This window comes from Roseovarius atlanticus, assembly GCF_001441615.1.
Classification (GTDB): Bacteria; Pseudomonadota; Alphaproteobacteria; order Rhodobacterales; family Rhodobacteraceae; genus Roseovarius; species Roseovarius atlanticus.
Map to the genome: position 1 here is coordinate 261,489 of NZ_LAXJ01000003.1, position 23,555 is coordinate 285,043.

Here is a 23,555-nt window from a genome sequence, read left to right on the forward strand (position 1 = left end):
GAACTCTTGGCTCACACGGTGCAGCGGCGGTTTTGCCAATGAGGCCGTCAGGCGGCGGCAAACCCGGCATCCAGAGCCGAAAGAACGCGGTCGATTTCTGCCTCGGTGATGATCAGCGGCGGCGACATCAGCAGGTTGTTGCCTCCGATCCGCACCATCGCGCCGGCCTCGTATGTGGCCTTGTGCACCCTCTTGACCGTGGTTGCATCCATCGCGGTCTTGGCCGCGCGGTCGCTGACCAATTCGATGCCTGTCATCAGGCCATGCCCGCCCCGCACATCGCCGATGATGTCGTATTTTTCCATCAGTTGCCGCACGCCATCATAAAGCTGCGTGCCGCGGGCCGCGGCATTGGTTTTCGTATCCAGCCGCAGGGTTTCGGACAGGCAGGCCACCACCGCGGCAGCGCCGACCGGATGGGCCGAATAGGTATAACCCGTCCAGATCGCGCCGCCTGCATCGGCGTTCTCGAACACCTCCGCGACCATCTCGCTGAGCAGGACACCACCCACCGGGAAATAGGCGCTGGTGATGCCCTTGGCGACGGTCATCATGTCCGGCTGGACGCCCCAATGCCGCGCGCCGGACCAGTCGCCAGTGCGCCCGAAGCCGCAGATCACCTCGTCCGAGATCAGCAGGATGCCGTAACGGTCGCAGATTTCGCGCATGTGCTTCATGAAACTGGCATCGGGGACGATGACACCGCCCGCGCCCTGGATCGGCTCCATGATGAAGGCGGCGATGGTGCTTGGGTCCTGGAATTCGATCTCGTCCACCATGGCGGCGGCGATTTTTTCGGCCAGCCTGGCGGGGTCGGTCTCGTGGAACGGGTTACGATAGGTATAGGGGCTGGGCAGGTGGAAACAGCCGGGCAGCAGCGGCTCGTAAGTGATTCGAAAGCGGTTGTTGCCGTTGACCGAGGCGCCGCCCCAATGGGTGCCGTGATACCCCTTTTTAAGCGACAGGAACTTGGTGCGCGTGGGCTCGCCCCGCAGTCGGTGATATTGCCGCGCCATGCGCAGCGCGGTGTCGACCGCGTCAGACCCGCCCGAGGTGAAAAAGACGCGGGCCATGCCGTCTTCGGCAAAGAATTCCTGTACTGCGTAGGACGCCTCGATCGCCGGGGGATTGGTGGTGCCTGCGAAGGCCGAGTAGTAGGGTAGCTGCCAAAGCTGATCGCTGATCGCCTGTTTGATGGCGTCGTTGGAATAGCCCAGGTTCGTGCACCACAGGCCGCCCACGGCATCCACCACTCGGTGCCCGTCGATATCGGTAATCTCGACGCCATCGGCGCTTTTGATGATGGTGGGGGCGTGTTCCTGTTGCTCGCCCGGGTGGCCCATCGGGTGCCACAGGTGGCGCGCGTTCATCTCGCGCAGGAAATTGTCGTCTTTCATGGAAAGCCCCCCGTATCTGAGTCGCGGATTTGATCAAACGTGGCACCGCGCCGGGATTCTGTCCAGTGACGCCGATCAGGGGCGCGCAAAAGAAAGGGGGCCGTTGGTTCGGCCCCTCATTCCCTCCTGCCGCGTTGTCGGGTTACCGTGCCGGGTCTCGTTGGTCGTGCCCGGTCAGGGTGCGCCGCGATACGTGGATCGCGGGGTGTGTCTGAAGGATATCGGGAAAGCTTGGACGGATCGCCGGGGCCCGCTGGCCCGCTATGACCCTCGCCCGGGTCATGCGGCAGTCTCCGCGTGGCTGCGCGGTGCCGAAAGAAAGTTGTGCCCCAGTGCCGTTCGCAACACGGCGTCCCCCGATGGAAGCACGGTTTCGGTCCCCTGTCCCCGTGCGTTTCATGCTGATTTACAAGGTATAGGCGAAGTGATTCGCACCGGTCAATATCGCGTGATTCGTTTTGAGCGCGACGGACGCTAACCCATGACATCGACTCGAAAAAAAATGGCGGCGCATGGGGCGCCGCCATTGGTTCGGTGATAATCTCGCGCAGGCTCAGGTGTCGAGCCAGACATTCTCAAAATGCATGTACCGGAACTGGTGCACCTGGTCGTTCTTCACATGCTCGGCAAAGTGCTTGGTCTGGTTGCGCCAGAAGGGCTGAATGATCACGCCGTTGTCCTGAAGGCGGGCTTGCAGCTTGGCGGAGTATTCGCGCCGCTCGTCCGCGTCGAACACGCCGACGGCTTCTTCGAGGATCGCGTCGAACTCGGGGTCCGAGTGGCCGGATTCGTTCCATGCCTCGCCGGACTTATACGCCAGCACGAGCACCTGCACACCCAGCGGACGCGGACCCCAGTTGGTGGTCGAGAAGGGGTACTTCGTCCAGTCGTTCCAGAACGACGAGCCGGGAATGACCGTGCGCTTGAGGTTGAAGCCCGCTTCGCGCAGCATCGCGCCGATGGCGTCGGTGGTCACCGTGCGCCAGTCGCCGTCGATCGAGATCAGCTCCAGCTCGGTCTCGCCGTGGCCTGCGGCCTTGGCCATTTCGATGGCGGCGGCTGGATCGGCCTCTTTCTTGGGGATCTCGGCATATTCGGGATGGAACGGGGCGACGTGATGGTTTTCGGCGGTGATGCCGTCGCCGTTGATGCCCAGTTGCAGTGCGATGTTGTTGTCGACCGCCATCTGGACCGCGTTGCGCAGTTCTTTCGACGTGTAGGGCTCGGTATCCATGCGCATTCGGGCACAGATGGTGTTGGCGGTGGGCATCGTACTTTTGACAAGGCCAAGGCCGTCCAGCGTGTCGATGAAATCGGACGTGGTTTCATCGTTCACGTCGATCTCGTCGCCGTCGAAGGCGGCCACGATGGCCGCGCCGTCGGTGCCGAAGTCGATGAACTTGATGCCGTCGAGATAAACCTCGCCGCCCCACCATTCACCGTTTTCGCGGCGCTTCACCTCGGCGCCGGTGCCGATATCCATCGAGACAAGCTCGAACGGGCCGGTGCCGATCGGGTTTTGGGCCAGATCGGTGTCGTCGCCGTGGCTGCGGTGCACGATCAGGGCGGGATAGTCGGCCATGCCGGCAATGAGAGAGATGTCAGGGCGCGGCAGGTTCAGCTTGATGGTGTAATCGTCGACCTGCTCGACCACGCCATCGGCCAGCTTGCCGGACTCCGTGTCGATCAGCGACGCCATGCGCGCAGCCATCGAGTTGCCCTCGATCGATTTATCGCACCAGCGGGTGATGTTGTGGATCACGTCCTCGGCGGTGAAGTCGTCGCCGTTGTTCCAGGTCACGCCCTGGCGCAGGTTCAGCGTGTAGGTCTGCGCGTCGTCCGAGACTTCCCAGCTGTCCAGCAGAAGGCCGGTAAAGCTGTAGTCGGAGTTCCAGCGCACCAAAGGCTCGCAGAACTGGCGGCCCAGATTGCCCTTTTCGGTCCAGTCGTATTTGCGCGGATCGGTGATTTCCAGGACCCGCATGGCGACGCGCAGAACGCCGCCTTTCTTGCCTTCGCCATCCTGGGCCATGACCGGCTGGGCCATGCCCAGAAGGCCATAGGCGGTGGCGGCGCTGGCGCCGAAGGTCGAGGCGAGCGCCATGAATTCGCGGCGGTCCATCTTGCCGGCGCGGGTGTCCTCGGCCAGCTTTCGCACCACGGGGCGTATCTGCGCGGATTCGGTTTCGTGTGTCATCGAAGTCTCCCTGTTGATCGGATGGTGTTCCATCCTGTTTTTCCGGCTCTCAGGCAGGCAATTCCGGGGTCTTTTCGAAAATCCGCCAGCATTCGACCGGGCATGTCGCCGAATGAGAATGGGCGGAAGGATACGCGCAACCTGTAATATTTACGACATCAAATTGTAAATTTGCGACCTGTTCGGTGCGCGCGCTTTGGCCCCGGCGAATTTGCTTGAGACGCATGGGACGCACGGGTAGATCAGGCTTCAAAGGAGAAAGGGCATGAGCCTCAATACGTTCGGACATCTCTACCGCGTCACCACCTGGGGCGAAAGTCACGGGCCCGCCCTGGGCGCGACGGTGGACGGTTGCCCGCCTGGGGTTCCGGTGGACGAGGCGTACTTGCAGCAGTTCCTGGACAAGCGCCGCCCTGGACAGAGCAAGCACACCACGCAGCGCAAGGAACCCGACGCGGTGAAGATCCTGTCGGGCGTGTTCGAGGGGCAGACCACCGGCACGCCGGTGCAGTTGATGATCGAGAATACCGACCAGCGGTCGAAGGATTACGGCGAGATCGCGCAGACCTTCCGGCCCGGTCATGCCGATATCACCTATCACCAGAAATACGGCATCCGTGACTATCGCGGCGGCGGGCGCAGTTCGGCCCGCGAGACGGCGGCGCGGGTGGCCGCGGGCGGGCTGGCGCGGGCCGCGTTGGCAAGCCTTGCGCCGGGGCTACAGGTCAAGGGCTACATGACGCGGATGGGCGAGGTGACGATCGACCGCGACCAGATCGACTGGGACGAGATCGACGGCAATGACTTCTTCCTGCCCGATGCCGGCGCGGTGCCGGTCTGGGAGGACTATCTGCAAGGCATCCGGAAAGCGCAGAACTCGGTCGGGGCCGAGATCGAGGTGGTCTGTCGCGGGGCACCCCCGGGGCTGGGCGCGCCTGTCTACGGCAAGCTGGATACCGATCTGGCCGCTGCGATGATGAGCATCAATGCCGTGAAGGGCGTCGAGATCGGCGAGGGTATGGCGGCGGCGCGTTTGACCGGCATCGACAATGCCGACGAGATTTTCATGGGCGAGAATGGCCCGGAATACAGCAGCAATCATGCAGGCGGTATCCTTGGTGGCATCTCCACCGGGCAGGACATCGTGGTGCGCTTTGCCGTGAAGCCCACCAGCTCGATCCTGACACCGCGCCGGTCGATCCGGATGGATGGCAGCCCGACCGAGGTGGTCACCAAGGGGCGACACGACCCCTGCGTGGGCATCCGCGCGGTGCCGGTGGCCGAGGCGATGATGGCCTGCGTGATCCTCGATCACCTGCTGTTGCATCGCGGGCAGGTAGGCGAGGGGCCGCGCGGCGTGATCGGCTGACCCAGAGCCTATGATTTGCGGGCGATGACCGCGAATTGCGTCAATGAAAAGAAGAAACGGCCCTCTGCCGCGAGTGCTTCCTGCTCTTCGCGCCAGGCGGTGCAGTCGGCTTCGGAGACGAGGTTGTTCTGTCTGGCGTAGCTGTCCATCAGCGTCAGCATCATGCGGGCGAGACCGTCCGGTCTGAGTTCGTGATCGTTGAGCGTCACGGGACGGATGTCTTCCACCTCGACGCCAGCCTCGCGCAGGATTGGCGGCAGGATTGCGGGCACGCGCCGTTCGACGAAATGGTCGTCCCACGAGGCGATCATGCGGTCCATGCGCGGCTGATCCTCGGTGTGCCAGACCCAGCTGTCGAAATGGATGTCGCTGACCACCAGCCGACCGCCAGGACGCAACACGCGGACGACCTCTTGGCAGGCGCGTGGCAGGTCGTCGAGATATTCGAACACCTGCACCGAGACGGCCTTGTCGACCGATCCCGTCTCGACCGGCAGGTCATAAGCCGAGCCATCGCGGAACTCGACCCAGTCGAACTCCGCGCAGCGGGCGATGGCGGCCTTTCGCATGTCTTGGCTCGGGTCGACCCCGATGATGCACCCGCCTGGCCCGACGGCGCGGGCCAGTTCGGCGGACAGAAGACCGTTGCCGCTGCCGATGTCGAGGATCGTCTCGGCCGGTTTGGGCAGCACGGCGTCGAACGACAGACGCCGCCGCTGGATGATGTCGGACCCCTGATAGACGAGGTCCAGCAGGCGCGTCGTCTCGGCGTTGAATTCCAGCATCATCGTATCCCCCGCTTTCAGAATACCCGAAAACGGCAGAATCACGAAATCGACGCCTCAGCGCGGGGCCGTTTGGCGCGAAAGCTGCACGGCCAGGATGCCGCCCGTAACCACCAGCACGCCGATTATATCCCAGAACCCTAATGCTTCGTTAAGAACGAGGGCGGCGATGGTGACGCCGAAGAACGGGGTGAGGAAGTGGAAGGTGGCGGCTTTGACCGCGCCGATGCGGTTGACCAGGGCGAACCACACCAGCGTGGCGGCCAGGCCGGGGATCAGCGTCGTGTAGACAAAGGCGGCGATGAAGGGCCAGGACCAGGCGATTTCAAGGGTTTCCGTGGACAGCCCGACAATGCCGAGTGCAACGCTGCCGACCAGCATTTGCAGGCCGACGATCATCAGGAAGTTGCCGCCCGAGGTGGCGCCACGCACCATCAGGGTGGCGAAGGTCAGCGCGACGACGCCGCCGATGCAGAGCATGACGCCGTAAAGATCGGCGCCGCCCTGGATACGCGTGCCCATGATCAGCGCGACGCCGGCCATGCCCGCGGCGAGACCGGCAAAGCCCAGAGCGCTGACGCGCTGGCCGAGGATCAGCCAGCTTGCAAGACCGACGAGCAGTGGCATGGAGGAGGCGATGATGGCGGCGAGCGAGGCCTCGACCGTTTGCATGGCAACAAAGTTGAGGCCGAGATAGAGCGCGTTCTGGCACAGGCCGAAGATGATCGTGGCGCGCCATTGCGCGGGTGTCAGGCGCCATGATTGCCCCAGGGCGCGGGCGATCAGCACGCCCAGGATGCCGGAGATCAGGAAGCGCAGGGCAAGCGCGCTGACGGGCGGTGCGGCGGCGACGATGATGCGCGCGGAGGTGAAGGCGCTCGACCACATGACGGCAAAGGCCAGCCCCATGAAAAGCGCGCGAAAATCCATCTTCTACTCGTCCTCGAAATGAAAAGGGCCGCCGGTTGGGCGACCCTTTCCGAAACCTGAAAGGATTACAAGGTCAGCCGTTGACGCTGTCCTTGAGGGCCTTGGCGATCGTCATCTTGACGACCTTGTCGGCATCCTTGTGGATCTGTTCGCCGGTGGCGGGGTTGCGCACCATGCGGGCCGGACGCTCGCGGCAGTAGATCTTGCCGACGCCGGGAAGGGTGACGGCGCCGCCGTTGGACACTTCCTTGGTGATGATCTCGATCATGGAGTCGAGGGCGCTGGTCGCGGTTTTCTTGTCGCTGCCCATTTCTTCGGCGAGGGCCGCAACGAGCTGGGTTTTGGTCATCGGTTTTGCCATTTTCTGGTCTCCTTCAACTGCCCGTTTCTTGGGCCTCCTGCGCGGGATTTAACTGTATCTTGTAGGCAAACACAACAAATAGTGTCGCAAAACAAGGCCGATTTCGGTGTTTTTGGCCTGTTTTGTGGGGTTTTTCTCGTGTGCCACAGGATTTCGGGGGCTTCAACGGTCAAATCCGGTGCTGTGAATCGCTCGGCGGGATGCTGCACTAAATGTGGTTAACAGCGGCTGAGGCGCCAAAACCGCGTCGGTTTTACGTCGGTATTTCCGTCTGTATCGCGTCGGTGCCGTTGTCCGAAGGCCTGAATGAAGAGGGCGTGCGGCGTTAACCGGATGGAAAGGTCAGGGTGCCGCGCGCTCGTTCCCCAGAGTTGGGTCGAGCCGGGCGGAGGCCAGGGCGGCGCAGGCCACCATCAGCGTGGCGGTGCCCAGCATCAGGGGCAGGCCGCCCAGCTGATAGGTGAGGCCCGAAAGCACCGTGCCGGCCAGCCGACCGCCGGCGTTGGCCATGTAGTAGAAGCCCACGTCCATCGTCACCCGCTCGGCCCGGGTGAAGGCGAGGATCAGGTAGGAGTGCAGCGAGGAGTTCACGGCGAAGACGCCGCCGAAGACCAGAAGCCCGGCCACCAGCGTGGCGGTCAGCCAGGGCTGCGGGCCGGAGGCCATGAGCGCGGCGGCGGTCAGGGCGGCGGGAATGGCCGCGAGGCCCCAGGCCCAGAGGCGGGCGGCGGAGACGAGGTCGCCCTCGGGGCGGGACGCGGCGCGCAGGAGGCGGGGGGCGGCGGCCTGCACCGCGCCGTAGAGGATGACCCAGACGGCCATGAACGTGCCGATGAGGAAGAAGGCGGCGCGGTTGCCGTCTTCGGTGCCGTCGGAGAGGACGGCGTAGAAGTAGATCGGGATGCCGACCACGAACCAGACGTCGCGCGCGCCGAATAGAAAGACGCGGGCCGCCGACAGCCAATTGACGTTGGGGGACTTGGAAAAAACCTCGGAGAACTTGGCGCCCTTGCGACCCTTGGGCAGGCCCGGAGGCATCGCGATGAGGACGGCCACGAGAATGAGGGCGAGGATGGCGGCCATGCCGAGTACGGCGCCGGTGAAGCCGATGAGCGCCAGGAGGGCCGCGCCAAGGAGGAAGCCCAGGCCTTTGACCGCGTTCTTGGATCCGGTCAGCACGGCGACCCAGCGAAAGAGACCGCCGCCTGTCGTGGGGGCGAGCAGCTTGACGGCGGATTTCGAGGACATCTTGGCGAGGTCCTTGGCGACGCCGCTGGCGCCCTGGACGACCATGACGAAGGCGACCGAGAGTCCGATGGCCCAGTCGGGGTCAAGCTGGGTCAGGGCCAGGAGGGCCAGCACCTGTATGCCAAGGCCCGCGTAGAGCGTGGAGGTCAGCCCGAAGCGGGCGGCGATCCAGCCGGCGGCGAGGTTGGTGACCATGCCGGCGATCTCATAGAGGACGAAGAGATAGGCCAGTTGGACAGGCGAAAAGCCGAGCGTGTGGAAGTGCAGAAGCACCAGCATCCGCAATGCGCCGTCGGTGAGCATGAACGCCCAATAGGCCGCGGTGACGGCAATATAGGCAGAGAGACCCTCGGGGCGGGCGGAGGTTTCGCTCACAGCGAGGCGCCGACCATAAGGGCCACGTCGACGAGGCGGTGGGCATAGCCCATCTCGTTGTCGTACCAGGCGTAGATCTTCACATGAGTGCCGTTGACGACCATGGTCGAGGGTGCGTCGACGATGCCGGAGCGGGTGTCGTTGGTGTAGTCGGCGGAGACGAGGGGGCGTTCCTCGTAGCCGAGGATATTTTTCAGCGAGCCTTCGGCGGCGGCCTTGAAGAAGCCGTTGACCTCTTCGGCGGTGGTTTCGCGTTCGACCTCGAACACGCAGTCGGTGATCGAGGCGTTGAGGAGCGGCACGCGGACGGCGTGGCCGTTCAGACGGCCCTTGAGTTCGGGGTAGATGAGCGTGATGGCGGTGGCGCTGCCGGTTGTCGTCGGGATCAGGGAGTTGAGCGCCGAGCGGGCGCGGCGCAGGTCCTTGGCGGGGCGGTCCACGATGGTTTGCGTGTTGGTGACGTCGTGGATCGTGGTCATCGAGCCGTGCTTGATCCGCAGGTTCTCGTGGATGACCTTGACCACGGGGGCGAGGCAGTTGGTGGTGCAGCTGGCGGCGGTGACGATGCGGTGGCGCTCGGGGTCGTAGATTTCGTCGTTGACGCCCATGACGATGTTGGCCGCGTCGCCGTCCTTGACCGGGGCGGAGACGACGACCTTTTTCACGCCTGCGTCGAAATAGGGGGCCAGCTTGGCCTCGGACTTGAAGACGCCGGTGCAGTCGATGACCACGTCGACGCCATCCAGCGGCAGCGCCGACAGGTCGCGCGCGCCGATGAAGGGGATGCGGGTGTCGTCGATGGTGACGCTGTCGGAATCATGGGCAAACTCGGCGTCCCAGCGGCCATGCACGGTGTCGAATTCCAGAAGATGCGCGTGCATCTCTGGATCGCCCACGGCGTCGTTGATCCAGGCAATGTCCGCGCCGCGCTCCAGCAGCGGTTTCAGGATCAGCTTGCCGATGCGGCCCAGCCCGTTGACGGCATATGTGGTCATGCGGAGGCTCCGGTGTCGATGTTGGCGATGTCGTCCACGGCTTTTTGTAGGGAGATCCGGTCGAGACTGTCGAGTGACAAGCTTGTAAACGCCTTGATGCGGTTCTGCAGCGCGCCATAGGCCTGTTGGAAGGCGAGCGCCTTTTGCGCGTCGGTACCTTCGGCTTTCACGGGGTCCGGCATCCCCCAGTGGGCGCTGACGGGCTGGCCGGTCCAGGCCGGGCACTCCTCGTTCGCGGCCTGGTTGCAAACGGTGAAGACGAAGTCGAATTGCGGCGCGTCGGGGCCTTGGAAGACGGACACGTTCTTGGCCTCGAGCACCGAGGTGTCGTGACCTTTCTGTTGCAGCACGTCGAGGGCGAAGGGGTTCAGTTCGGACCGGGGTTTGGTGCCTGCCGAATAGGCGTTGAAGCGGTCGCCGCTCTCAGAACGCAGGAGGCTTTCGGCAAAGATCGAGCGGGCGGAATTGCCGGTGCAGATGAAGAGCACGTTGTACTTGCGGTCGGTCATTTGGCGGACTCCGAGAAGGGTATGGAGGGAGGTGAGGGAACAGGCATCGGGGCGGCCGCGGCAGCAATCGCCGATGAGATAATCGAGGGTTTGTCGCATCGCTGTCATGTCGACGCTGTAGCGAAGCGATGTTCCGGTGCGCGTGCGCGTGATCAGCCCGGCCTGCACCAGCGCGTTCACGTAGGTCGAGAGCGTGTTGGGTTTGAGGTCGAGCGCATGGGCCAGTTCGGTCGCCGGGACGGCATCGGGGTATCGCCGCATCAGAAGGCGGAAGACCGCCATGCGCTGGGGATGGCCGAGGGTGGCGAGCCGGTGGGGAATCAGTGTTTCCATAATTCATGAAATATTGAATTAATTTGCCGGGCGCAACCGTTTTCTGGTCGAGGCTTTGACGGCGTGAACAATCGAAGGTGGCGACGCGTTGTCGGGGTATGACGCATGAGACGAACAACCGAGTACTTCGCGCGCTGGATTCCGAGACGCGCAACGCGGTGATCCGGCGGTGCGAGCCTGTCACGCTGGAGGCCGAGGCGGTGTTGCAGCGTGCAGGAGAGGCGACACATGCGGTTTACTTTCCCGAAACCGCCGTGATCTCGGCGATTGCCACCTACAGCGACGGGTCGGGGATCGAGATGGCCAATATCGGGCGCGAGGCGTGCACTGCGGTGAACCTGATGCTGGGCCATCCGCAGCAGTTGCATACCGACGAGGTTCAAATCGCGGGCGGCGCGCTGCGGCTGCCGGCGGAGCAATTCCTGACGCTTAAGACGAAGCACGAGACCTTTGCGCAAAGGCTGCTGGCGAGCGCGCAATCGGTGTTCTACCAGGTGATGATCTCGGGCGCTTGCAATGGCGCGCATAGCGCGCGGCAACGGCTGGCGCGATGGCTGCTGACGATGGCGGACCGGACGGATGGCAGCGAAATGCGGCTGACCCACGACTTTCTGGCCCAGATGCTGGGGGTCCGGCGGGCCACGGTCACGCAGGCGGCGCAGGGTCTTCAGGAACACGGTCTGATCTCTTACAGGCGGGGGCGGGTTGCGATCACCGACCGCGCCGGGCTGAGAAAGGCAAGCTGCGAATGTTATGACCTTGTGCGCAGCGCCAATCGGGATCTGTTGCCCGAGACTGGCGCGGATGCTTGAAACCCCATAGTTAGGTACGATACCGTACAGATATCGGGGTGGACCTGTTTTAAGGTCGGTCTAATTGTGTGAAAATTTGCAGATCGCACGATTGTTTTAATAGGGAATCGCGCATGAAACCGATGGACGCCAGCACCGATGGCGACGACGTCATGAAGAATGCGATCCGGCATTCGCCACTGTCGATCGTGCTGACGGATCCGAGGATCGAGGACAATCCGATCACCTATGTCAATTCCGCCTTCGAGGCGCTGACGCTGTACAGCCGTCGCTTTGCGGTGGGGCGGAACTGTCGCTTTCTTCAGGGGCCGCAGACGGATGAGGCGCATGTGGCCCGTATCCGCGACGGGATCAAGTCGGAGCGGGAATTCGAGGTCACGCTGACCAATCACAGGGCCGATGGCTCGGCGTTTCGCAACCAGTTGCTGATCGCGCCGATCCACGGCGAGGACGGCGAGGTGACCGCGTTTTTCGGCCTGCAGCGGGAGGTCGGCGAAGACGCCGGTGCCGGAGGCGGCGAAGACGAGTCTGTTGGCCTGCTGCGGGAGTTGCAGCACCGGGTCAAGAACCACCTGTCGATGATCGTCAGCATGATCCGTCTGCAAGCCCGGCAGACGGTCACCGAGGATTCGCTGAAGGCGATCGGGCGGCGGATCGAGGCGCTTTCGGTGCTATATGACGAGCTTTTGGGTGGCGGCGCGGGAGACAGCGAAAAGGTGGCAACCGGCGCCTATCTGAGCCGGATCGCATCGGTCGTGTCGAGCCTGGAGCCGCGCGGGGCGATCCGGGTGAACGTGGAATGCGACGAGATCGGTTTGCCGGTGGACCAGGCGGCGCGGCTGGGACTGTTGTTGTCGGAGCTCATGACCAATGCGTTCGAACATGCCTTCGAAGGCCGGCCCGAGGGCAGGCTGGAGGTGCGGTTCACGCGGCACGAGGACGGGGGCGTGCGGCTGACGGTCGAGGATGACGGCAACGGGTTGCCCGAGGGCAGCAACTGGCCCGACTCGGCGGCCAGCATCGCCGCCCAGAAGGACCGGGCGGAACATCACGACGGCGCGCTGGACACGACCGGCGAAGACGGAAAACCCGGCGTCGGCGGCAGTATCGTGCGGGCCCTGACACAATCGCTGGATGCGGACCTGACGGTCGAACGGCTGGAGCCGGGCACGCGGGTGACGGTGGCGCTGTAACGCGGGCGGGGTTTCGGGCCGGCTGCGAAGCTTGACGCGGTGCTTGGTGTGAGAGCGTTTACGTTGAAATTAGTGGATGGATTTTGTTGCGCGATGGTGTCTGCTGTGCGGACGAAGTTGATGGTGGTTCGTTTTTGCCGCGGCCCGTCAATCGCGCTCGAGACTTTGGATCACGCTTGTCCGCAATGGGCTTAAACCGGACCCTTGCCGCTACTCGCTTGGAGGTCTGCTTTGCCGAAGCCCCAGCCGGTTAACAGCCGCGAAGCGGCCCGGCCATCGTCAGCCCCTCCCTTGGGCTGGCGATTTGGCGAAGCCGGGCGCAACGATCATTCTGAGGATGTCTCTGGCCGGCATAAAGTGCTTCAGAATTGCCGTCGGATCGCCACCCCAGGGGCTGACGATGGCCTCCGTTGTGAAAGGCATCCAAGCCGCTCAAAAGTTCTTAAAGCCGTCATTTGCAGGGTCAGCACCAACGCAAACCGCCCCCGCAGAACCTGCGAGGGCGGTGTCGTTGGCGTGGTGGCCCCCGGTCGGGGGCCGCAGGGCGTTACTTGTACTTCTTGATCTCGCCCGAGCGCAGGCGCGAGGCGTAGCTTTGCAACTCGCGTTTCACGATGGGCATCAGGAAGTAGAGGCCGAGGATGTTGACCACGGCCATGGCAAAGATCGCGGCATCGGAGAAGTCGATCACCGGGCCGAGGCTGGCCGCCGCGCCGATCACCACGAAGACGCAGAAGATCAGCTTGAAGATCAGCTCCTTGGTCTGGCCTTCGCCGAAGAGGTAGGTCCACGCCTTCAGCCCGTAATAGGACCAGCTGAGCATCGTGGAGAAGGCGAAGAGGATCACCGCCACCGCCAGGATATACTTGAACCCGTCGATCGAGGACTGGAACGCCGCCGATGTCAGTGCGACGCCGGTGTTGTCGCCCACGGTCTGGATCGCGGTGCCTGCCTCGTTCAGCACGAAGAGGCCGGTTTCGGGGTCGGTGATCAGCTGATCGGTGATGATGATGACCAAGGCCGTCATGGTGCAGACCACGACCGTGTCGATGAAGGGCTCCAAGAGCGAGACGAAGCCTTCGGTGATCGGTTCCTTGGTGCGCACCGCCGAGTGGGCGATGGCCGCCGAGCCCACGCCCGCCTCGTTCGAGAAGGCGGCGCGGCGGAAGCCCTGGATCAGCGCGCCGACCATGCCGCCGGCGACGCCGAGGCCGGTAAAGGCGCCCTCGAAGATGCGCCCGAAGGCGGTGCCGATCTGGTCGAAGTTCATCAGGATGATGATGAGCGCGGTGCCCACGTAGAGGATACCCATGAAGGGCACGACCTTTTCGGTGACGCGGGCGATGGATTTCAGACCGCCGACGATCACGGCGAAGACGACCGCCGCCATGATGAGGCCGGTGATGTAACCGGGGTATTCGCCGAAGACGTTGGTCAGCTGGGCGTGGGCCTGGTTGGCCTGGAACATGTTGCCGCCGCCAAGCGCGCCGAGGATGCAGAAGATCGAGAAGAGCACGGCCAGGATGCCGCCGCCGAAGATGCCGCGTTCCTTGAAGCCCTTGGACAGATAGTACATCGGGCCGCCCGAGACCTTTCCGTCGGGATATTCGTTGCGGTATTTCACGCCGAGCGTGCATTCGGTGAACTTGGACGCCATGCCCAGAAGGCCGGCGAGGATCATCCAGAACGTGGCCCCCGGACCGCCGATGCCGATGGCCACCGCGACGCCCGCGATGTTGCCAAGGCCCACGGTGCCTGAAAGGGCCGTGGCCAGCGCCTGGAAGTGGCTGACCTCGCCCGCGTCGTTGGGATCGGAATAGTCGCCCTTGACCAGCGAGATGGAATGGCCGACCCAGCGCAGCTGCACCAGACCGAAATAGATGGTGAAGACGGTGGCGGCGATGACCAGCCAGCCCACGATCCACGGGAAACTGGTGCCGGGAAAGTTGGAGAAGATCAGGCTGACAAACCAGCCGGTGGAATTGGCGAAGACCTCGTTGACGGTTTCGTCGATGGATTGCGCCAGGGCCGGGGCGCTGAGCGCCGGCAGGGCGAAGAGCGCCGCCAGGGGCGTCTTGACTGCATGTTTCATGTGTGTCCCTCGATTATTGTCGTTGAATGCGTGGCGCATGATCACGGTACGATGGTGACCGGCACGGGGGCCGCCTGTGCCAGGCTGCCCGCGACCGAGCCGAAGAGGCGCGACGAGAGCGCCGAGTGGCCGGTGCGGCCGATCACGATCATCTCGGCGTTGTTTTCCTTGATGATCTCGATCAGCGTGTCGGCGATATGGCCATAGCGCAGAACCGTCGTGGCGGTGATGCCGGCATCGGACAGTTGTTTCAGGACAGGCTTGAGCAGCGCGTCCTCGGCGCGGGCCAGTTCCTCCTTGCGGCGCATGTGCCGTTCTTCGAGCTCTTCCTTGGTGAGAAAGGAATAGGGGGACCATTCCAGCACATGGGCGACGATAAGCTCCGCGCCTTGTGCCTTTGCCAGGGTGGTTGCGAAGTCCAGAGCCGCCTTGGCGCTTTCACTGTCGTCAAATCCCAGGACCAGTTTTTTTGACATTGTTCTCTCCTGTCTTTTTATTCCGGATCGGAATTCCGGAAGCGTAGACGCAAAAGGCGAGTCGGCGCGAGGATTTTCAATTTATGTAGGCAGGGCGGTGCCGTAGGGGACTTTCCGGTCCTTCCCGGGTGCACCCGGTTCGCAAACGGCAGGGAGGTCCCGGATCAGGTCCGGGACGGGTGTTCTTTGGCGCTTGTAGGGTCCTAGAGAAACGCGGTCTCGTCAAAGCTGCGCAGCTTTCGGCTGTGGATGCGTTCGAGGGGCATGTCGCGGATGTGCTCCATCGCGCGGATGCCGATCATCAGGTGGCGCGCCACTTGGGTCTTGTAGAAATCGCTGGCCATGCCGGGCAGTTTCAGCTCGCCGTGCAGCGGTTTGTCGGACACGCACAGAAGCGTGCCGTAGGGGACGCGAAAGCGAAAGCCGTTTGCGGCGATGGTGGCGCTTTCCATGTCGAGCGCGATGGCGCGCGACTGGCTGAGGCGCTGGACCGGGCCGGACTGGTCGCGCAGCTCCCAGTTGCGGTTGTCGAAGCTGGCCACGGTGCCGGTGCGCATGACGCTTTTCAGCTCGTAGCCTTCCAGTTCGGTCTCGGCGGCAACCGCCTTTTCCAGCGCGATCTGCACCTCGGCCAGCGCCGGGATGGGCACCCAGGCGGGCAGGTCGGCATCGAGCACCGCGTCTTCGCGCAGATACGCGTGGGCCAGGACGAAATCGCCCAGCGACTGCGAGTTGCGCAAGCCCGCGCAGTGCCCGACCATGATCCAGGCATGGGGACGCAGGACGGCGATGTGGTCGGTCGCGGTCTTGGCGTTCGAGGGGCCGACGCCGATATTGACCAGCGTGATGCCCGCGCCATCCTTGCGCTTGAGGTGGTAGGTGGGCATCTGCGGCAGCTTGGAGGTGGGGCGCAGCACCTCGTCGGGGCCGGTGATGGCCGCGTCGCCTGGACCGACAAAGCTGTCGTAGCCGCTGTCGGGATTGGCGAGGACCTTGCGGGCATAGGCCTCGAACTCGGCCACGTAGAACTGGTAGTTGGTGAACAGGACGTGGTTCTGGAAATGCTCGGGCGCGGTGGCGGTGTAATGCGCCAGCCGCGCGAGAGAATAGTCCACGCGCTGGGCCGTGAAGGGGGCAAGCGGCGCCGGGTTCTCTTGCATCACGGTGTAGGTGCCGTTGACGATGTCGTCATTGGTGTTCGACAGGTCCGGCACGTCGAAATAGTCGCGCAGGGTGAAATCCGACGCGCCCTGTTGCGGGACGGTGATCGAAGGATCGTTGGCAACGGCGAAATGCACCGGCATGGGGGTGTCCGACACGCCGATGGTGACCGGCACCTCGTGGTTGTCCAGCAAAAGGCCGATCTGCTGGGTCAGGTAGTTGCGGAACATGCGTGGCCGGGTGACCGTGGTGGCATAGGTGCCCGGCTGGGCCAAGTGGCCGAAGCTGAGGCGGCTGTCGATCTTGGCATAGCTGGAGGTGCTGATGCGGATCTCGGGGTAGAAGGCGCGCACGGGGCGCGAGGGCTGCCCGTCGCGCATGGCAGCCAGGAACGAGTCGCAGAGAAACCGCACGGCCTCGTCATAGAGCGCGATCAGGTGGTCGACCGCCTGGGCCGCGTCGGTGAAACTGCGTGGCGCGGGGGCCTTGGGGCTGTGAAAGCGGCCATCATTGGCGTTATGAGCCATACTGTACCCGGTACATTCAACTTTTGTGGCGCACGTTGACAGAGCGGGGGGCGGTTCGCAAGCTGGCGCGGATTTGGGTGTGAGGGAGGGCACGATGGATTTCGAGACGGTGAGGCCGGAGGTGTTCGGCGCGTCGCTGCGGGGGATGGGGCTGAACCTGCTGGTGCGGGACGTGGCGCGCGAGGTGGCGTTCCTGGAGACGGTGTTCGGGATGACGGGCCACCGGGTGAGCGGGGATTTCGCGATCATGGCCTATGGCGATCAGCTGATGCAGCTGCATGTCGATGCCACCTATGGCAGCCACCCCGCGCTGGGGCTGTTGCCCGAAAGCGGCCCGCGCGGGGCGGGGGCGCAGATCCACCTGTTCGACAGTGACCCGGACGAGGCGGCGGACAAGGCCGAGGCGGCGGGCGGGCACGTGTTACAGCCGCCGACGGACAAGCCGCACGGCCTGCGCGAGACCACCATTCTGTGCGAGAACGGCTATGCCTGGGTGGCGTCACGGCCGCTGGAGGATATATCTGGCGGGTGAGGCAAGAGGAGAGCGGCATGGGCAAGGTATTGCTGTCATTCGGCCACGGCTTTTCGGCGCGGGCGCTGGCGCGGCGGCTGGTGCCGCAGGGCTGGCGCGTGATCGGGACGACCCGAAGCGCGGAGAAGGCCGAGGCGCTGCGGGACGAGGGCGTGGAGGGCGTGGTCTGGCCCGGAAGCGACCTGTCGGAGGCGCTGGGGGCGGCGACGCATCTGCTGACATCCGTCAGCCCGGGCGAGGAGGGCGACCCGGTGCTGAACGCGCTGGGCGACGATATCGCCGCCATTGCGGGCCGGCTGGACTGGGCCGGGTACCTGTCGACCACGGGGGTCTACGGCGACCACGAGGGCGACTGGGTGGACGAGGACAGCCCGCTGGAGCCGTCGACCGAACGGGGGCAGAAGCGGGTGGTGGCGGAGGCCGCGTGGGCGGCGATACCGGGCCTGCCGCTGCATATCTTCCGGCTGGCGGGGATTTACGGCCCCGGGCGCGGGCCGTTTGAGAAGGTGCGCCGTGGCACGGCGCGGCGGATCATCAAGAAGGGGCAGGTGTTCAGCCGGACCCATGTGGAGGATATCGCGCAGGTGCTGGAGGCGTCGATCAACCGGCCCAATCCGGGTGCGGCCTACAACGTCTGCGACGACGATCCGGCGCCGCCGCAGGACGTGATCGGTTATGCGGCGGAACTCTTGGGCCTGCCGTTGCCGCCGTCGGTGGATTTCGAGGAGGCGGAGATGAGCCCGATGGCGCGGTCGTTCTATGCGGAATCGAAACGGGTGGAGAACCGCCGGATCAAGGACGAATTGGGCGTGGTGTTGAAGTATCCCGATTACAAGGCGGGATTGGAGGCGTTGTTGGCGGAAGAGGAGGCGCGTGCGGGGTGACGTTGGCGCGGTGCGTGGGTTTTCACCCACCCTACGAGGCCCCGGGGCAAGCCCGGGACGGGGCCGAAAATCAGCCGTTTTCGCGCAGGATCGCACCGGCGAGGTAGAGTGAGCCGCAAATGAGGATGCGGGCGGTTGGATCCTTGGCGGCGATGTTCTCGATCGCGGCGCGGGCGCTGGGCGCGGTGCCTGACGGCAGGCCCGCGTTGGCGGCGGCGGTGGCGGTGGCGTCGGCGGGCAGGGTGTTGGCCTCGCCCGGGATGGAAATGGCGGTGAGGCTTTGGGCGACGCCGGCGAGCGGCGAGAGGTAACCGGCGATGTCCTTGGTGTTGAGCATGCCGCAGACAAGATGCGTGGGGCGCGGTGGCAGGGAGGCGAGGTGCGCGGCCAGGGCGCGGCCCGCGGCGGGGTTGTGGCCGCCGTCGAGCCAGAGTTCGGCCTGTGGTGCGGCCTCGGCCAGCGGGCCGGTGGAGAGGCGCTGCATACGGGCGGGCCAATGGGCTTGCGTGACCGCCGCCTCGAGCGCGGCATCGCCGAGGTCGAGGTGACGCAGGGCGGCGAGGGCGGCGCCGGCGTTCTCGTACTGATGTGCGCCGGGCAGGTTGGGGAGGGGTAGGTCGCGGAGGCCGGTTTCGTCCTGGTAGATCAGCCGCCCGCGTTCGGTGGTGACATGCCAGTGCTGACCGTGGGCCAGAAGGGGGCTGCGTGTGCGCTGGGCGGCAGCCTCGATGGCGTCCATGCCTTCCTCGTCCTGCGGGCCGACGATGCACGTGACGCCGCGTTTCAGGATGCCGGCCTTTTCAATCGCGATCTTGGCAAGCGTGTCGCCGAGGTATTGTTCGTGGTCCATCGAGACCGGCGTGATGATGGTGAGCGCGGGGTTGGCGACGACGTTGGTGGCGTCGAGGCGGCCGCCGAGGCCGACCTCGAGCAGGGTGTAGTCGGCGGGGGTGCGGGACATGGCGAGGAGGGCGGCGCAGGTGGTGATCTCGAAATAGGTGATCGGCTCGCCACCATTGGCGGCGTAGCATTCGTCGAGCACCTCGGTCAGGTGCGGTTCGGTGATCAGCTCGCCCGCCAGGCGGATGCGTTCGTGGAAGCGCGCGAGGTGCGGCGAGGTGTAGGCGTGGGCCGTCTTGCCCGCGCCTTCGATGCCGGCGCGGATCATCGCCAGCGTCGAGCCCTTGCCGTTGGTGCCGGCGATGTGGATCATCGGGGGCAGCGCGTCCTGCGGGTTGCCCAGAGCCTGAAGCAGGCGCCAGACGCGGTCGAGCGTGAGGTCGATGATCTTGGGGTGCAGGGCCATCATCCGGTCGAGGATGACGTCCGATGTGGGGGCGGTCATTTCTCCGAGTCGTCCGCGGTCTGGTCAGCGGCCGCGTCGGACTGTGCCGCGTCCTGAAGCTCTTCCTCGATCGGCAGTTCGGGCGCGGGGAGGTCGGCGGTGACGGCGGGCGGCAGGTTCAGCAACATGCGCAGGATGGTTATGAGTTCGGTGCGCATCTGGCCGCGCGGGGTGACACGGTCGAGCATACCGTGGTCGAGCAGGTACTCGGCGCGCTGGAAGCCCTCGGGCAGTTTCTCGCGGATGGTCTGTTCGATGACGCGCGGGCCGGCGAAGCAGATGAGCGCGCCCGGCTCGGCGATATGGACGTCGCCCAGCATGGCGTAGGAGGCCGTGACGCCGCCCGTGGTGGGGTGGGTCAGCACGACGATATAGGGCAGGCCGGCCTCTTTCAGCATCTGCACGGCGACGGTGGTGCGGGGCATCTGCATGAGCGACAGGATGCCTTCCTGCATCCGGGCGCCGCCGGCGGCGGAAAAGAGCACGAGGGGGCGGTTGAGTTTCACCGCCTCTTCGGCGGCGGCGATGATGGCGTTGCCGACATACATGCCCATGGAGCCTGCCATGAACGAGAAATCCTGCGCCGCCGCGACGATGGGGGTGCGGCCGATCTCGCCCGAGGCCACCAGCATCGCCTCGGTCTCGCCGGTCGCCTTTTGGGCGGCACGCAGGCGGTCGGGATATTTCTTCTGGTCGCGAAAGTGCAGCGGGTCGGCGGTGGGCTGGGGCACGGCGACGGGGGTGAAAGTGCCGCCGTCGAACAGGGCGGTGAAGCGGTCGCGCGGTGTGATCGCCATGTGGTGGCCGCAGGAGGTGCAAACGTTGAGGTTCTCGCGCAGTTCGCGGTGGAACAGCATGGTTCCGCACTCGTCGCACTTGGTCCACAGGTTCTCGGGGATCTCGCGGCGCGAGAAGATCGAGTTGATGCGCGGACGCACGTAATTGGTGATCCAGTTCATCGGTGGCCCAGTTCCCGTTGCAAATCGCCCCTGAAATAAGCCGTGCGCGGGGGAAATGCAATCAGACGCGCAGGGCGAGGCGGGCGGTGAGCCAGCTGACCAGGAGCAGCATCAGGTCGAGCGGGGCCCAGACCCAGAGCGCATCGGTGTCGCCCAGGGCGAACGGGTAGGTGTAAAGCGCCAGGCCGTCGAAATTGCCCGCGGGCGCGGCGACGAGGATGGCGAAGAAATTGTTGACGAAGTGCAGGCCGAGGGCGGCGCCGATGGTGCCGGTGCGGGCCGTGAGGTCGGCCGCGGCGATGCCGAAGAGCGTGGCCCAGCCGACGATCAGCCAGGTGGCGTCGCCGTTGATGACGGGGTCGTAATGCAGCAGGCCGAAGAGGATCGCGGGGACGATGATCCAGATGCGGGGATTGGCGAAGCGGGCGGCGAGCTGGCTTTGCAGGTAGCCGCGGAACACCAGTTCCTCGGCCCCGGTCTGAACCAGGATGGCTGGCAGGGCGAGGGGCAGGAAGGCAAGCCAGCTGGACGGGGCGAGGTTGGCCTCGGGCGTCAGGTCGGGCGTGGCGGGCAGCAGGATGGAAAGCGCGAGGTGCAGGCCCACCATGTAGAGGCAGACGCGGCCGAAATGCTGGCGCGCGCGAGGCCAGTCGCCCACGAAGCTGGGCAGGGGGCGGTCGTGCACGGCGCGCCCGGTGATGGCCAGCGCGAGGATGATGAAGCCGAAGATATAAAGGTTGGCCAGGACGCCGTAAGGGGTGCCGCCGTTTGCCAGCGCGGCGGCGGTGTCATCGAGCGGTGCGCCGGGCAGGACCAGGTTGAGCAGCGCCGAGGCGGCGAAGATCGTGGACAGGAACAGGACCGACAGCATGACGCCGCCCAGTACCAGACGCACGAGCGACGCGGTGCGGCGGGCCGGGGCGACCAGGGCTTCGTGTGGGCGGTAGGCGTCGGACATGGGACCAGAGCTAGGGCGCGGGGGCGTGGACCGCAATGGCGTTTGCGCAGGGGCGGCCAATTAAAAAACCCGGGCGCGAACGCCCGGGTCAGGGTCAAGGGTCGGGAGGACCCATTCTGATTTCGTCTCAGCCTTTCGAGAACTCGGGGTAGGCTTCCATCCCCAGTTCCGACATGTCGAGGCCTGCGATCTCTTCCTCTTCGCCGACCCGGATGCCGATGACGGCCTTGAGGATGAACCAGATGATCAGGCTCGCCACGAAGGTGAACACACCGTAGGCCACGATGCCGGTCAGCTGCGTCATCAGGTTGGCGTCGCCGTTGTAGAAGATCACGGCGATGGTGCCCCAGATCCCGGCGAAGAGGTGCACCGGAACGGCGCCGACCACATCGTCGATTTTCAGCTTGTCGAGCATCGGGATCGTCAGGACCACGATCACGCCACCCACGGCACCGATCCAGAGCGCGCCGAAGAGCGTGGGCGCCAGAGGTTCGGCGGTGATCGAAACGAGACCCGCAAGAGCACCGTTGAGCACCATGGTGAGGTCGGGCTTCTTGTACATCACCTGGCTGAGGATCAGCGCGGTCACCGCACCGGCCGCGGCGGCCATGTTGGTGTTGGCGAAGATGCGGCTTACGTCCGAGACGTCACCCACGGTGCCCATGGCAAGCTGCGAGCCGCCGTTGAAGCCGAACCAGCCGAGCCACAGGATGAATGTACCCAGGGTGGCGAGCGCCAGGTTGGAGCCGGGCATCGGGTGCACCTTGCCGTCCTTGCCGTACTTGCCCAGGCGCGGGCCCAGCACGATGGCACCGGCGAGAGCGGCCCAGCCACCCACGGAGTGCACGACGGTGGAGCCGGCGAAGTCCTGGAAGCCCATGGCGTCGAGCCAGCCTGCGCCCCATTTCCACGAGCCCGAGATCGGGTACATGAAACCGGTCAGGATGATCACGAAGATCAGGAACGGCCACAGCTTGATGCGCTCGGCCAGCGCGCCCGACACGATCGAGGCGGTGGCGGCGACGAACACCAGCTGGAAGAAGAAGTCCGAGCCGATCGACGCGTAATCGAGTGCTGCATCTGCCGCGGCCACGCCCACCGGATCGAGCACGGTCTGCCCGCCGATGGCGAAGTAGCCGTTGAAGTCGCCCGGGTACATCGTGTTGAAGCCGACGAGCCAGTACATGATCGCGGCAATCGAGAAGAGCGCGATGTTCTTGGTCATCTGCATGGTGACGTTCTTGGACCGCACCAGCCCGCCTTCGAGCATGGCAAAGCCCGCGGCCATGAAGAACACCAGGAAGCCTGCCATGCAGAACAGCAGGGTCGTCATGATGTAGGGGCCGATCTCGTCAAAACCGGGTGCGGCGGCTTCGGCTTCGGCGGCTTCTGCCGCTTCCTGAGCAAAGCCAAGTTGGGGCAGGACCGCGATTGCGGTTGCGGCGAGCCCCAGATGAATAAAGCGTTTCATAGTGATGTTATCCCTTCTTTCGCGCGTCTTCAAAGCGCGTCATCGTTGGTTTCGCCGGTGCGCACGCGCATGGCCTGCCCGATATCGAGCACGAAGATCTTGCCGTCGCCGATCTTGCCGGTTCGCGCGGTCGTCGCGATGGTCTCGACCACCTGGTCGACCATGCCGGCGGCGACGGCGATCTCGAGCTTGATCTTGGGTACGAAATTCACGGCGTATTCCGCGCCGCGGTAGATCTCGGTGTGACCCGACTGAGAGCCGAAGCCCTTGATCTCGGTCACCATCATGCCGCGCACGCCGATCCCTGTCAGCGCTTCGCGCACATCTTCAAGCTTGAACGGCTTGATGGTTGCAATGATGAGTTTCACAGATGTCCCTTTCGGTTGCTTGGGCGAGATTGATTTCGCTGATGCAGAAAGTGACGGAGATGCGCCGGGCTGGAAGGGTGAGCGCCGGGGAAACGGGCGGAAATCGTAACTAAATGCACAAATTATGCGCATTTATCATTTAATGACTAATAAATGGGCAGATAAGAATCGCATTGATGGGCGAAACCTCGCTTGGTGGGGCGGGTGCGGTCCGGCGTCGGCGTGAGCCGGGGTCGGCACCGCACAGGGGTGAAGGAAGTCGCATTTGGGGGTCTACT

The 23,555-nt window shown here is 64.6% G+C and carries 21 protein-coding genes; 5 read left to right on the top strand and 16 right to left on the bottom strand.

Annotation, left to right across the window (positions count from 1 at the left end):
• Window positions 1–47: 47 nt before the first annotated feature.
• On the bottom strand, window positions 48–1,397 hold the full coding sequence (locus XM53_RS04680) for an aminotransferase class III-fold pyridoxal phosphate-dependent enzyme (protein WP_057790783.1): 1,350 nt from the start codon (window positions 1,395–1,397) through the stop codon (window positions 48–50).
• Window positions 1,398–1,950: 553 nt separating this feature from the next.
• Window positions 1,951–3,594, bottom strand: a complete 1,644-nt coding sequence (locus tag XM53_RS04685) for an ABC transporter substrate-binding protein (protein WP_057791261.1) — start codon at window positions 3,592–3,594, stop codon at window positions 1,951–1,953.
• A gap of 265 nt (window positions 3,595–3,859) precedes the next feature.
• Between XM53_RS04685 and aroC the strand changes: the two genes are divergently transcribed.
• Window positions 3,860–4,963 carry a chorismate synthase gene (gene aroC, locus XM53_RS04690; RefSeq protein WP_057790784.1) on the top strand — a complete coding sequence of 368 codons (1,104 nt, stop codon included), beginning with the start codon at window positions 3,860–3,862 and terminating at the stop codon, window positions 4,961–4,963.
• 8 nt (window positions 4,964–4,971) lie between these two features.
• Here the strand turns inward: aroC and XM53_RS04695 are convergent, their stop codons facing one another.
• The 6 genes from XM53_RS04695 to XM53_RS04720 form a co-directional block, all read right to left on the bottom strand.
• A complete protein-coding gene (locus XM53_RS04695) occupies window positions 4,972–5,793 on the bottom strand; it encodes a methyltransferase domain-containing protein (protein ID WP_236544419.1) in 822 nt (273 codons plus the stop codon).
• Window positions 5,794–5,805: 12 nt separating this feature from the next.
• Window positions 5,806–6,678, bottom strand: a complete 873-nt coding sequence (locus XM53_RS04700; protein WP_057790786.1) for a DMT family transporter — start codon at window positions 6,676–6,678, stop codon at window positions 5,806–5,808.
• A gap of 73 nt (window positions 6,679–6,751) precedes the next feature.
• Window positions 6,752–7,039 carry an HU family DNA-binding protein gene (locus XM53_RS04705; RefSeq protein WP_057790788.1) on the bottom strand — a complete coding sequence of 96 codons (288 nt, stop codon included), beginning with the start codon at window positions 7,037–7,039 and terminating at the stop codon, window positions 6,752–6,754.
• 342 nt (window positions 7,040–7,381) lie between these two features.
• Window positions 7,382–8,662 carry an organoarsenical effux MFS transporter ArsJ gene (arsJ, locus tag XM53_RS04710; RefSeq protein WP_057790790.1) on the bottom strand — a complete coding sequence of 427 codons (1,281 nt, stop codon included), beginning with the start codon at window positions 8,660–8,662 and terminating at the stop codon, window positions 7,382–7,384.
• Window positions 8,659–9,657, bottom strand: a complete 999-nt coding sequence (locus XM53_RS04715) for an ArsJ-associated glyceraldehyde-3-phosphate dehydrogenase (RefSeq protein WP_057790792.1) — start codon at window positions 9,655–9,657, stop codon at window positions 8,659–8,661. The genes arsJ and XM53_RS04715 overlap by 4 nt, the downstream gene beginning before the upstream one ends.
• Complete coding sequence (locus XM53_RS04720; protein WP_057790794.1) at window positions 9,654–10,499, bottom strand: arsenate reductase/protein-tyrosine-phosphatase family protein; 846 nt, start codon at window positions 10,497–10,499, stop codon at window positions 9,654–9,656. The genes XM53_RS04715 and XM53_RS04720 overlap by 4 nt, the downstream gene beginning before the upstream one ends.
• A gap of 98 nt (window positions 10,500–10,597) precedes the next feature.
• Between XM53_RS04720 and XM53_RS04725 the strand changes: the two genes are divergently transcribed.
• Both XM53_RS04725 and XM53_RS04730 read left to right on the top strand, forming a co-directional pair.
• Window positions 10,598–11,311, top strand: coding sequence for a Crp/Fnr family transcriptional regulator (locus XM53_RS04725; RefSeq protein ID WP_057790796.1), 714 nt, complete (start codon window positions 10,598–10,600; stop codon window positions 11,309–11,311).
• Between the two features lie 113 nt (window positions 11,312–11,424).
• Complete coding sequence (locus tag XM53_RS04730; protein ID WP_082630745.1) at window positions 11,425–12,504, top strand: ATP-binding protein; 1,080 nt, start codon at window positions 11,425–11,427, stop codon at window positions 12,502–12,504.
• A gap of 547 nt (window positions 12,505–13,051) precedes the next feature.
• On the opposite strand, the gene XM53_RS04735 is transcribed toward XM53_RS04730, so the two are convergent.
• The 3 genes from XM53_RS04735 to XM53_RS04745 form a co-directional block, all read right to left on the bottom strand.
• Window positions 13,052–14,596: an alanine/glycine:cation symporter family protein gene (locus XM53_RS04735; RefSeq protein WP_057790801.1), complete on the bottom strand. Its 1,545-nt coding sequence runs from the start codon at window positions 14,594–14,596 to the stop codon at window positions 13,052–13,054.
• A gap of 41 nt (window positions 14,597–14,637) precedes the next feature.
• Window positions 14,638–15,072: a universal stress protein gene (locus tag XM53_RS04740; protein ID WP_057790803.1), complete on the bottom strand. Its 435-nt coding sequence runs from the start codon at window positions 15,070–15,072 to the stop codon at window positions 14,638–14,640.
• Between the two features lie 203 nt (window positions 15,073–15,275).
• Window positions 15,276–16,760, bottom strand: coding sequence for an AMP nucleosidase (locus XM53_RS04745; RefSeq protein WP_057790805.1), 1,485 nt, complete (start codon window positions 16,758–16,760; stop codon window positions 15,276–15,278).
• A 94-nt stretch (window positions 16,761–16,854) separates the two neighbouring features.
• Between XM53_RS04745 and XM53_RS04750 the strand changes: the two genes are divergently transcribed.
• Window positions 16,855–17,292, top strand: a complete 438-nt coding sequence (locus tag XM53_RS04750; RefSeq protein WP_057790807.1) for a VOC family protein — start codon at window positions 16,855–16,857, stop codon at window positions 17,290–17,292.
• Between the two features lie 17 nt (window positions 17,293–17,309).
• A complete protein-coding gene (locus XM53_RS04755) occupies window positions 17,310–18,176 on the top strand; it encodes an SDR family oxidoreductase (protein WP_057790809.1) in 867 nt (288 codons plus the stop codon).
• A 70-nt stretch (window positions 18,177–18,246) separates the two neighbouring features.
• Here XM53_RS04755 and XM53_RS04760 read toward each other — a convergent pair whose 3' ends face one another.
• The 5 genes from XM53_RS04760 to XM53_RS04780 form a co-directional block, all read right to left on the bottom strand.
• The gene (locus XM53_RS04760; RefSeq protein WP_057790811.1) at window positions 18,247–19,521 is read right to left on the bottom strand and encodes a bifunctional folylpolyglutamate synthase/dihydrofolate synthase; all 1,275 of its coding nucleotides are present in this window, start codon (window positions 19,519–19,521) and stop codon (window positions 18,247–18,249) included.
• Window positions 19,518–20,480: an acetyl-CoA carboxylase, carboxyltransferase subunit beta gene (gene accD, locus XM53_RS04765; RefSeq protein ID WP_057790813.1), complete on the bottom strand. Its 963-nt coding sequence runs from the start codon at window positions 20,478–20,480 to the stop codon at window positions 19,518–19,520. Before accD ends, XM53_RS04760 begins: the two co-directional genes overlap by 4 nt.
• Window positions 20,481–20,541: 61 nt before the next feature.
• Window positions 20,542–21,438 (bottom strand): CPBP family intramembrane glutamic endopeptidase, encoded by an 897-nt coding sequence (locus tag XM53_RS04770; protein WP_057790815.1) that lies wholly within the window; start codon window positions 21,436–21,438, stop codon window positions 20,542–20,544.
• Between the two features lie 127 nt (window positions 21,439–21,565).
• A complete protein-coding gene (locus XM53_RS04775) occupies window positions 21,566–22,909 on the bottom strand; it encodes an ammonium transporter (protein ID WP_057790817.1) in 1,344 nt (447 codons plus the stop codon).
• Window positions 22,910–22,938: 29 nt separating this feature from the next.
• Window positions 22,939–23,277 carry a P-II family nitrogen regulator gene (locus tag XM53_RS04780; RefSeq protein ID WP_057790819.1) on the bottom strand — a complete coding sequence of 113 codons (339 nt, stop codon included), beginning with the start codon at window positions 23,275–23,277 and terminating at the stop codon, window positions 22,939–22,941.
• Window positions 23,278–23,555 lie beyond the last annotated feature (278 nt).

Coding starts and splice junctions, on each gene's coding strand:
- accD (WP_057790813.1), bottom strand. CDS start 20,480: ATGAACTGGATCACCAATTACGTGCGTCCGCGCATCAACTCGATCTTC.
- XM53_RS04755 (WP_057790809.1), top strand. CDS start 17,310: ATGGGCAAGGTATTGCTGTCATTCGGCCACGGCTTTTCGGCGCGGGCG.
- aroC (WP_057790784.1), top strand. CDS start 3,860: ATGAGCCTCAATACGTTCGGACATCTCTACCGCGTCACCACCTGGGGC.
- XM53_RS04745 (WP_057790805.1), bottom strand. CDS start 16,760: ATGGCTCATAACGCCAATGATGGCCGCTTTCACAGCCCCAAGGCCCCC.
- XM53_RS04700 (WP_057790786.1), bottom strand. CDS start 6,678: ATGGATTTTCGCGCGCTTTTCATGGGGCTGGCCTTTGCCGTCATGTGG.
- XM53_RS04680 (WP_057790783.1), bottom strand. CDS start 1,397: ATGAAAGACGACAATTTCCTGCGCGAGATGAACGCGCGCCACCTGTGG.
- XM53_RS04760 (WP_057790811.1), bottom strand. CDS start 19,521: ATGACCGCCCCCACATCGGACGTCATCCTCGACCGGATGATGGCCCTG.
- XM53_RS04730 (WP_082630745.1), top strand. CDS start 11,425: ATGAAACCGATGGACGCCAGCACCGATGGCGACGACGTCATGAAGAAT.
- XM53_RS04770 (WP_057790815.1), bottom strand. CDS start 21,438: ATGTCCGACGCCTACCGCCCACACGAAGCCCTGGTCGCCCCGGCCCGC.
- XM53_RS04720 (WP_057790794.1), bottom strand. CDS start 10,499: ATGGAAACACTGATTCCCCACCGGCTCGCCACCCTCGGCCATCCCCAG.
- XM53_RS04685 (WP_057791261.1), bottom strand. CDS start 3,594: ATGACACACGAAACCGAATCCGCGCAGATACGCCCCGTGGTGCGAAAG.
- XM53_RS04715 (WP_057790792.1), bottom strand. CDS start 9,657: ATGACCACATATGCCGTCAACGGGCTGGGCCGCATCGGCAAGCTGATC.
- XM53_RS04725 (WP_057790796.1), top strand. CDS start 10,598: ATGACGCATGAGACGAACAACCGAGTACTTCGCGCGCTGGATTCCGAG.
- XM53_RS04775 (WP_057790817.1), bottom strand. CDS start 22,909: ATGAAACGCTTTATTCATCTGGGGCTCGCCGCAACCGCAATCGCGGTC.
- XM53_RS04735 (WP_057790801.1), bottom strand. CDS start 14,596: ATGAAACATGCAGTCAAGACGCCCCTGGCGGCGCTCTTCGCCCTGCCG.
- XM53_RS04750 (WP_057790807.1), top strand. CDS start 16,855: ATGGATTTCGAGACGGTGAGGCCGGAGGTGTTCGGCGCGTCGCTGCGG.
- XM53_RS04705 (WP_057790788.1), bottom strand. CDS start 7,039: ATGGCAAAACCGATGACCAAAACCCAGCTCGTTGCGGCCCTCGCCGAA.
- XM53_RS04740 (WP_057790803.1), bottom strand. CDS start 15,072: ATGTCAAAAAAACTGGTCCTGGGATTTGACGACAGTGAAAGCGCCAAG.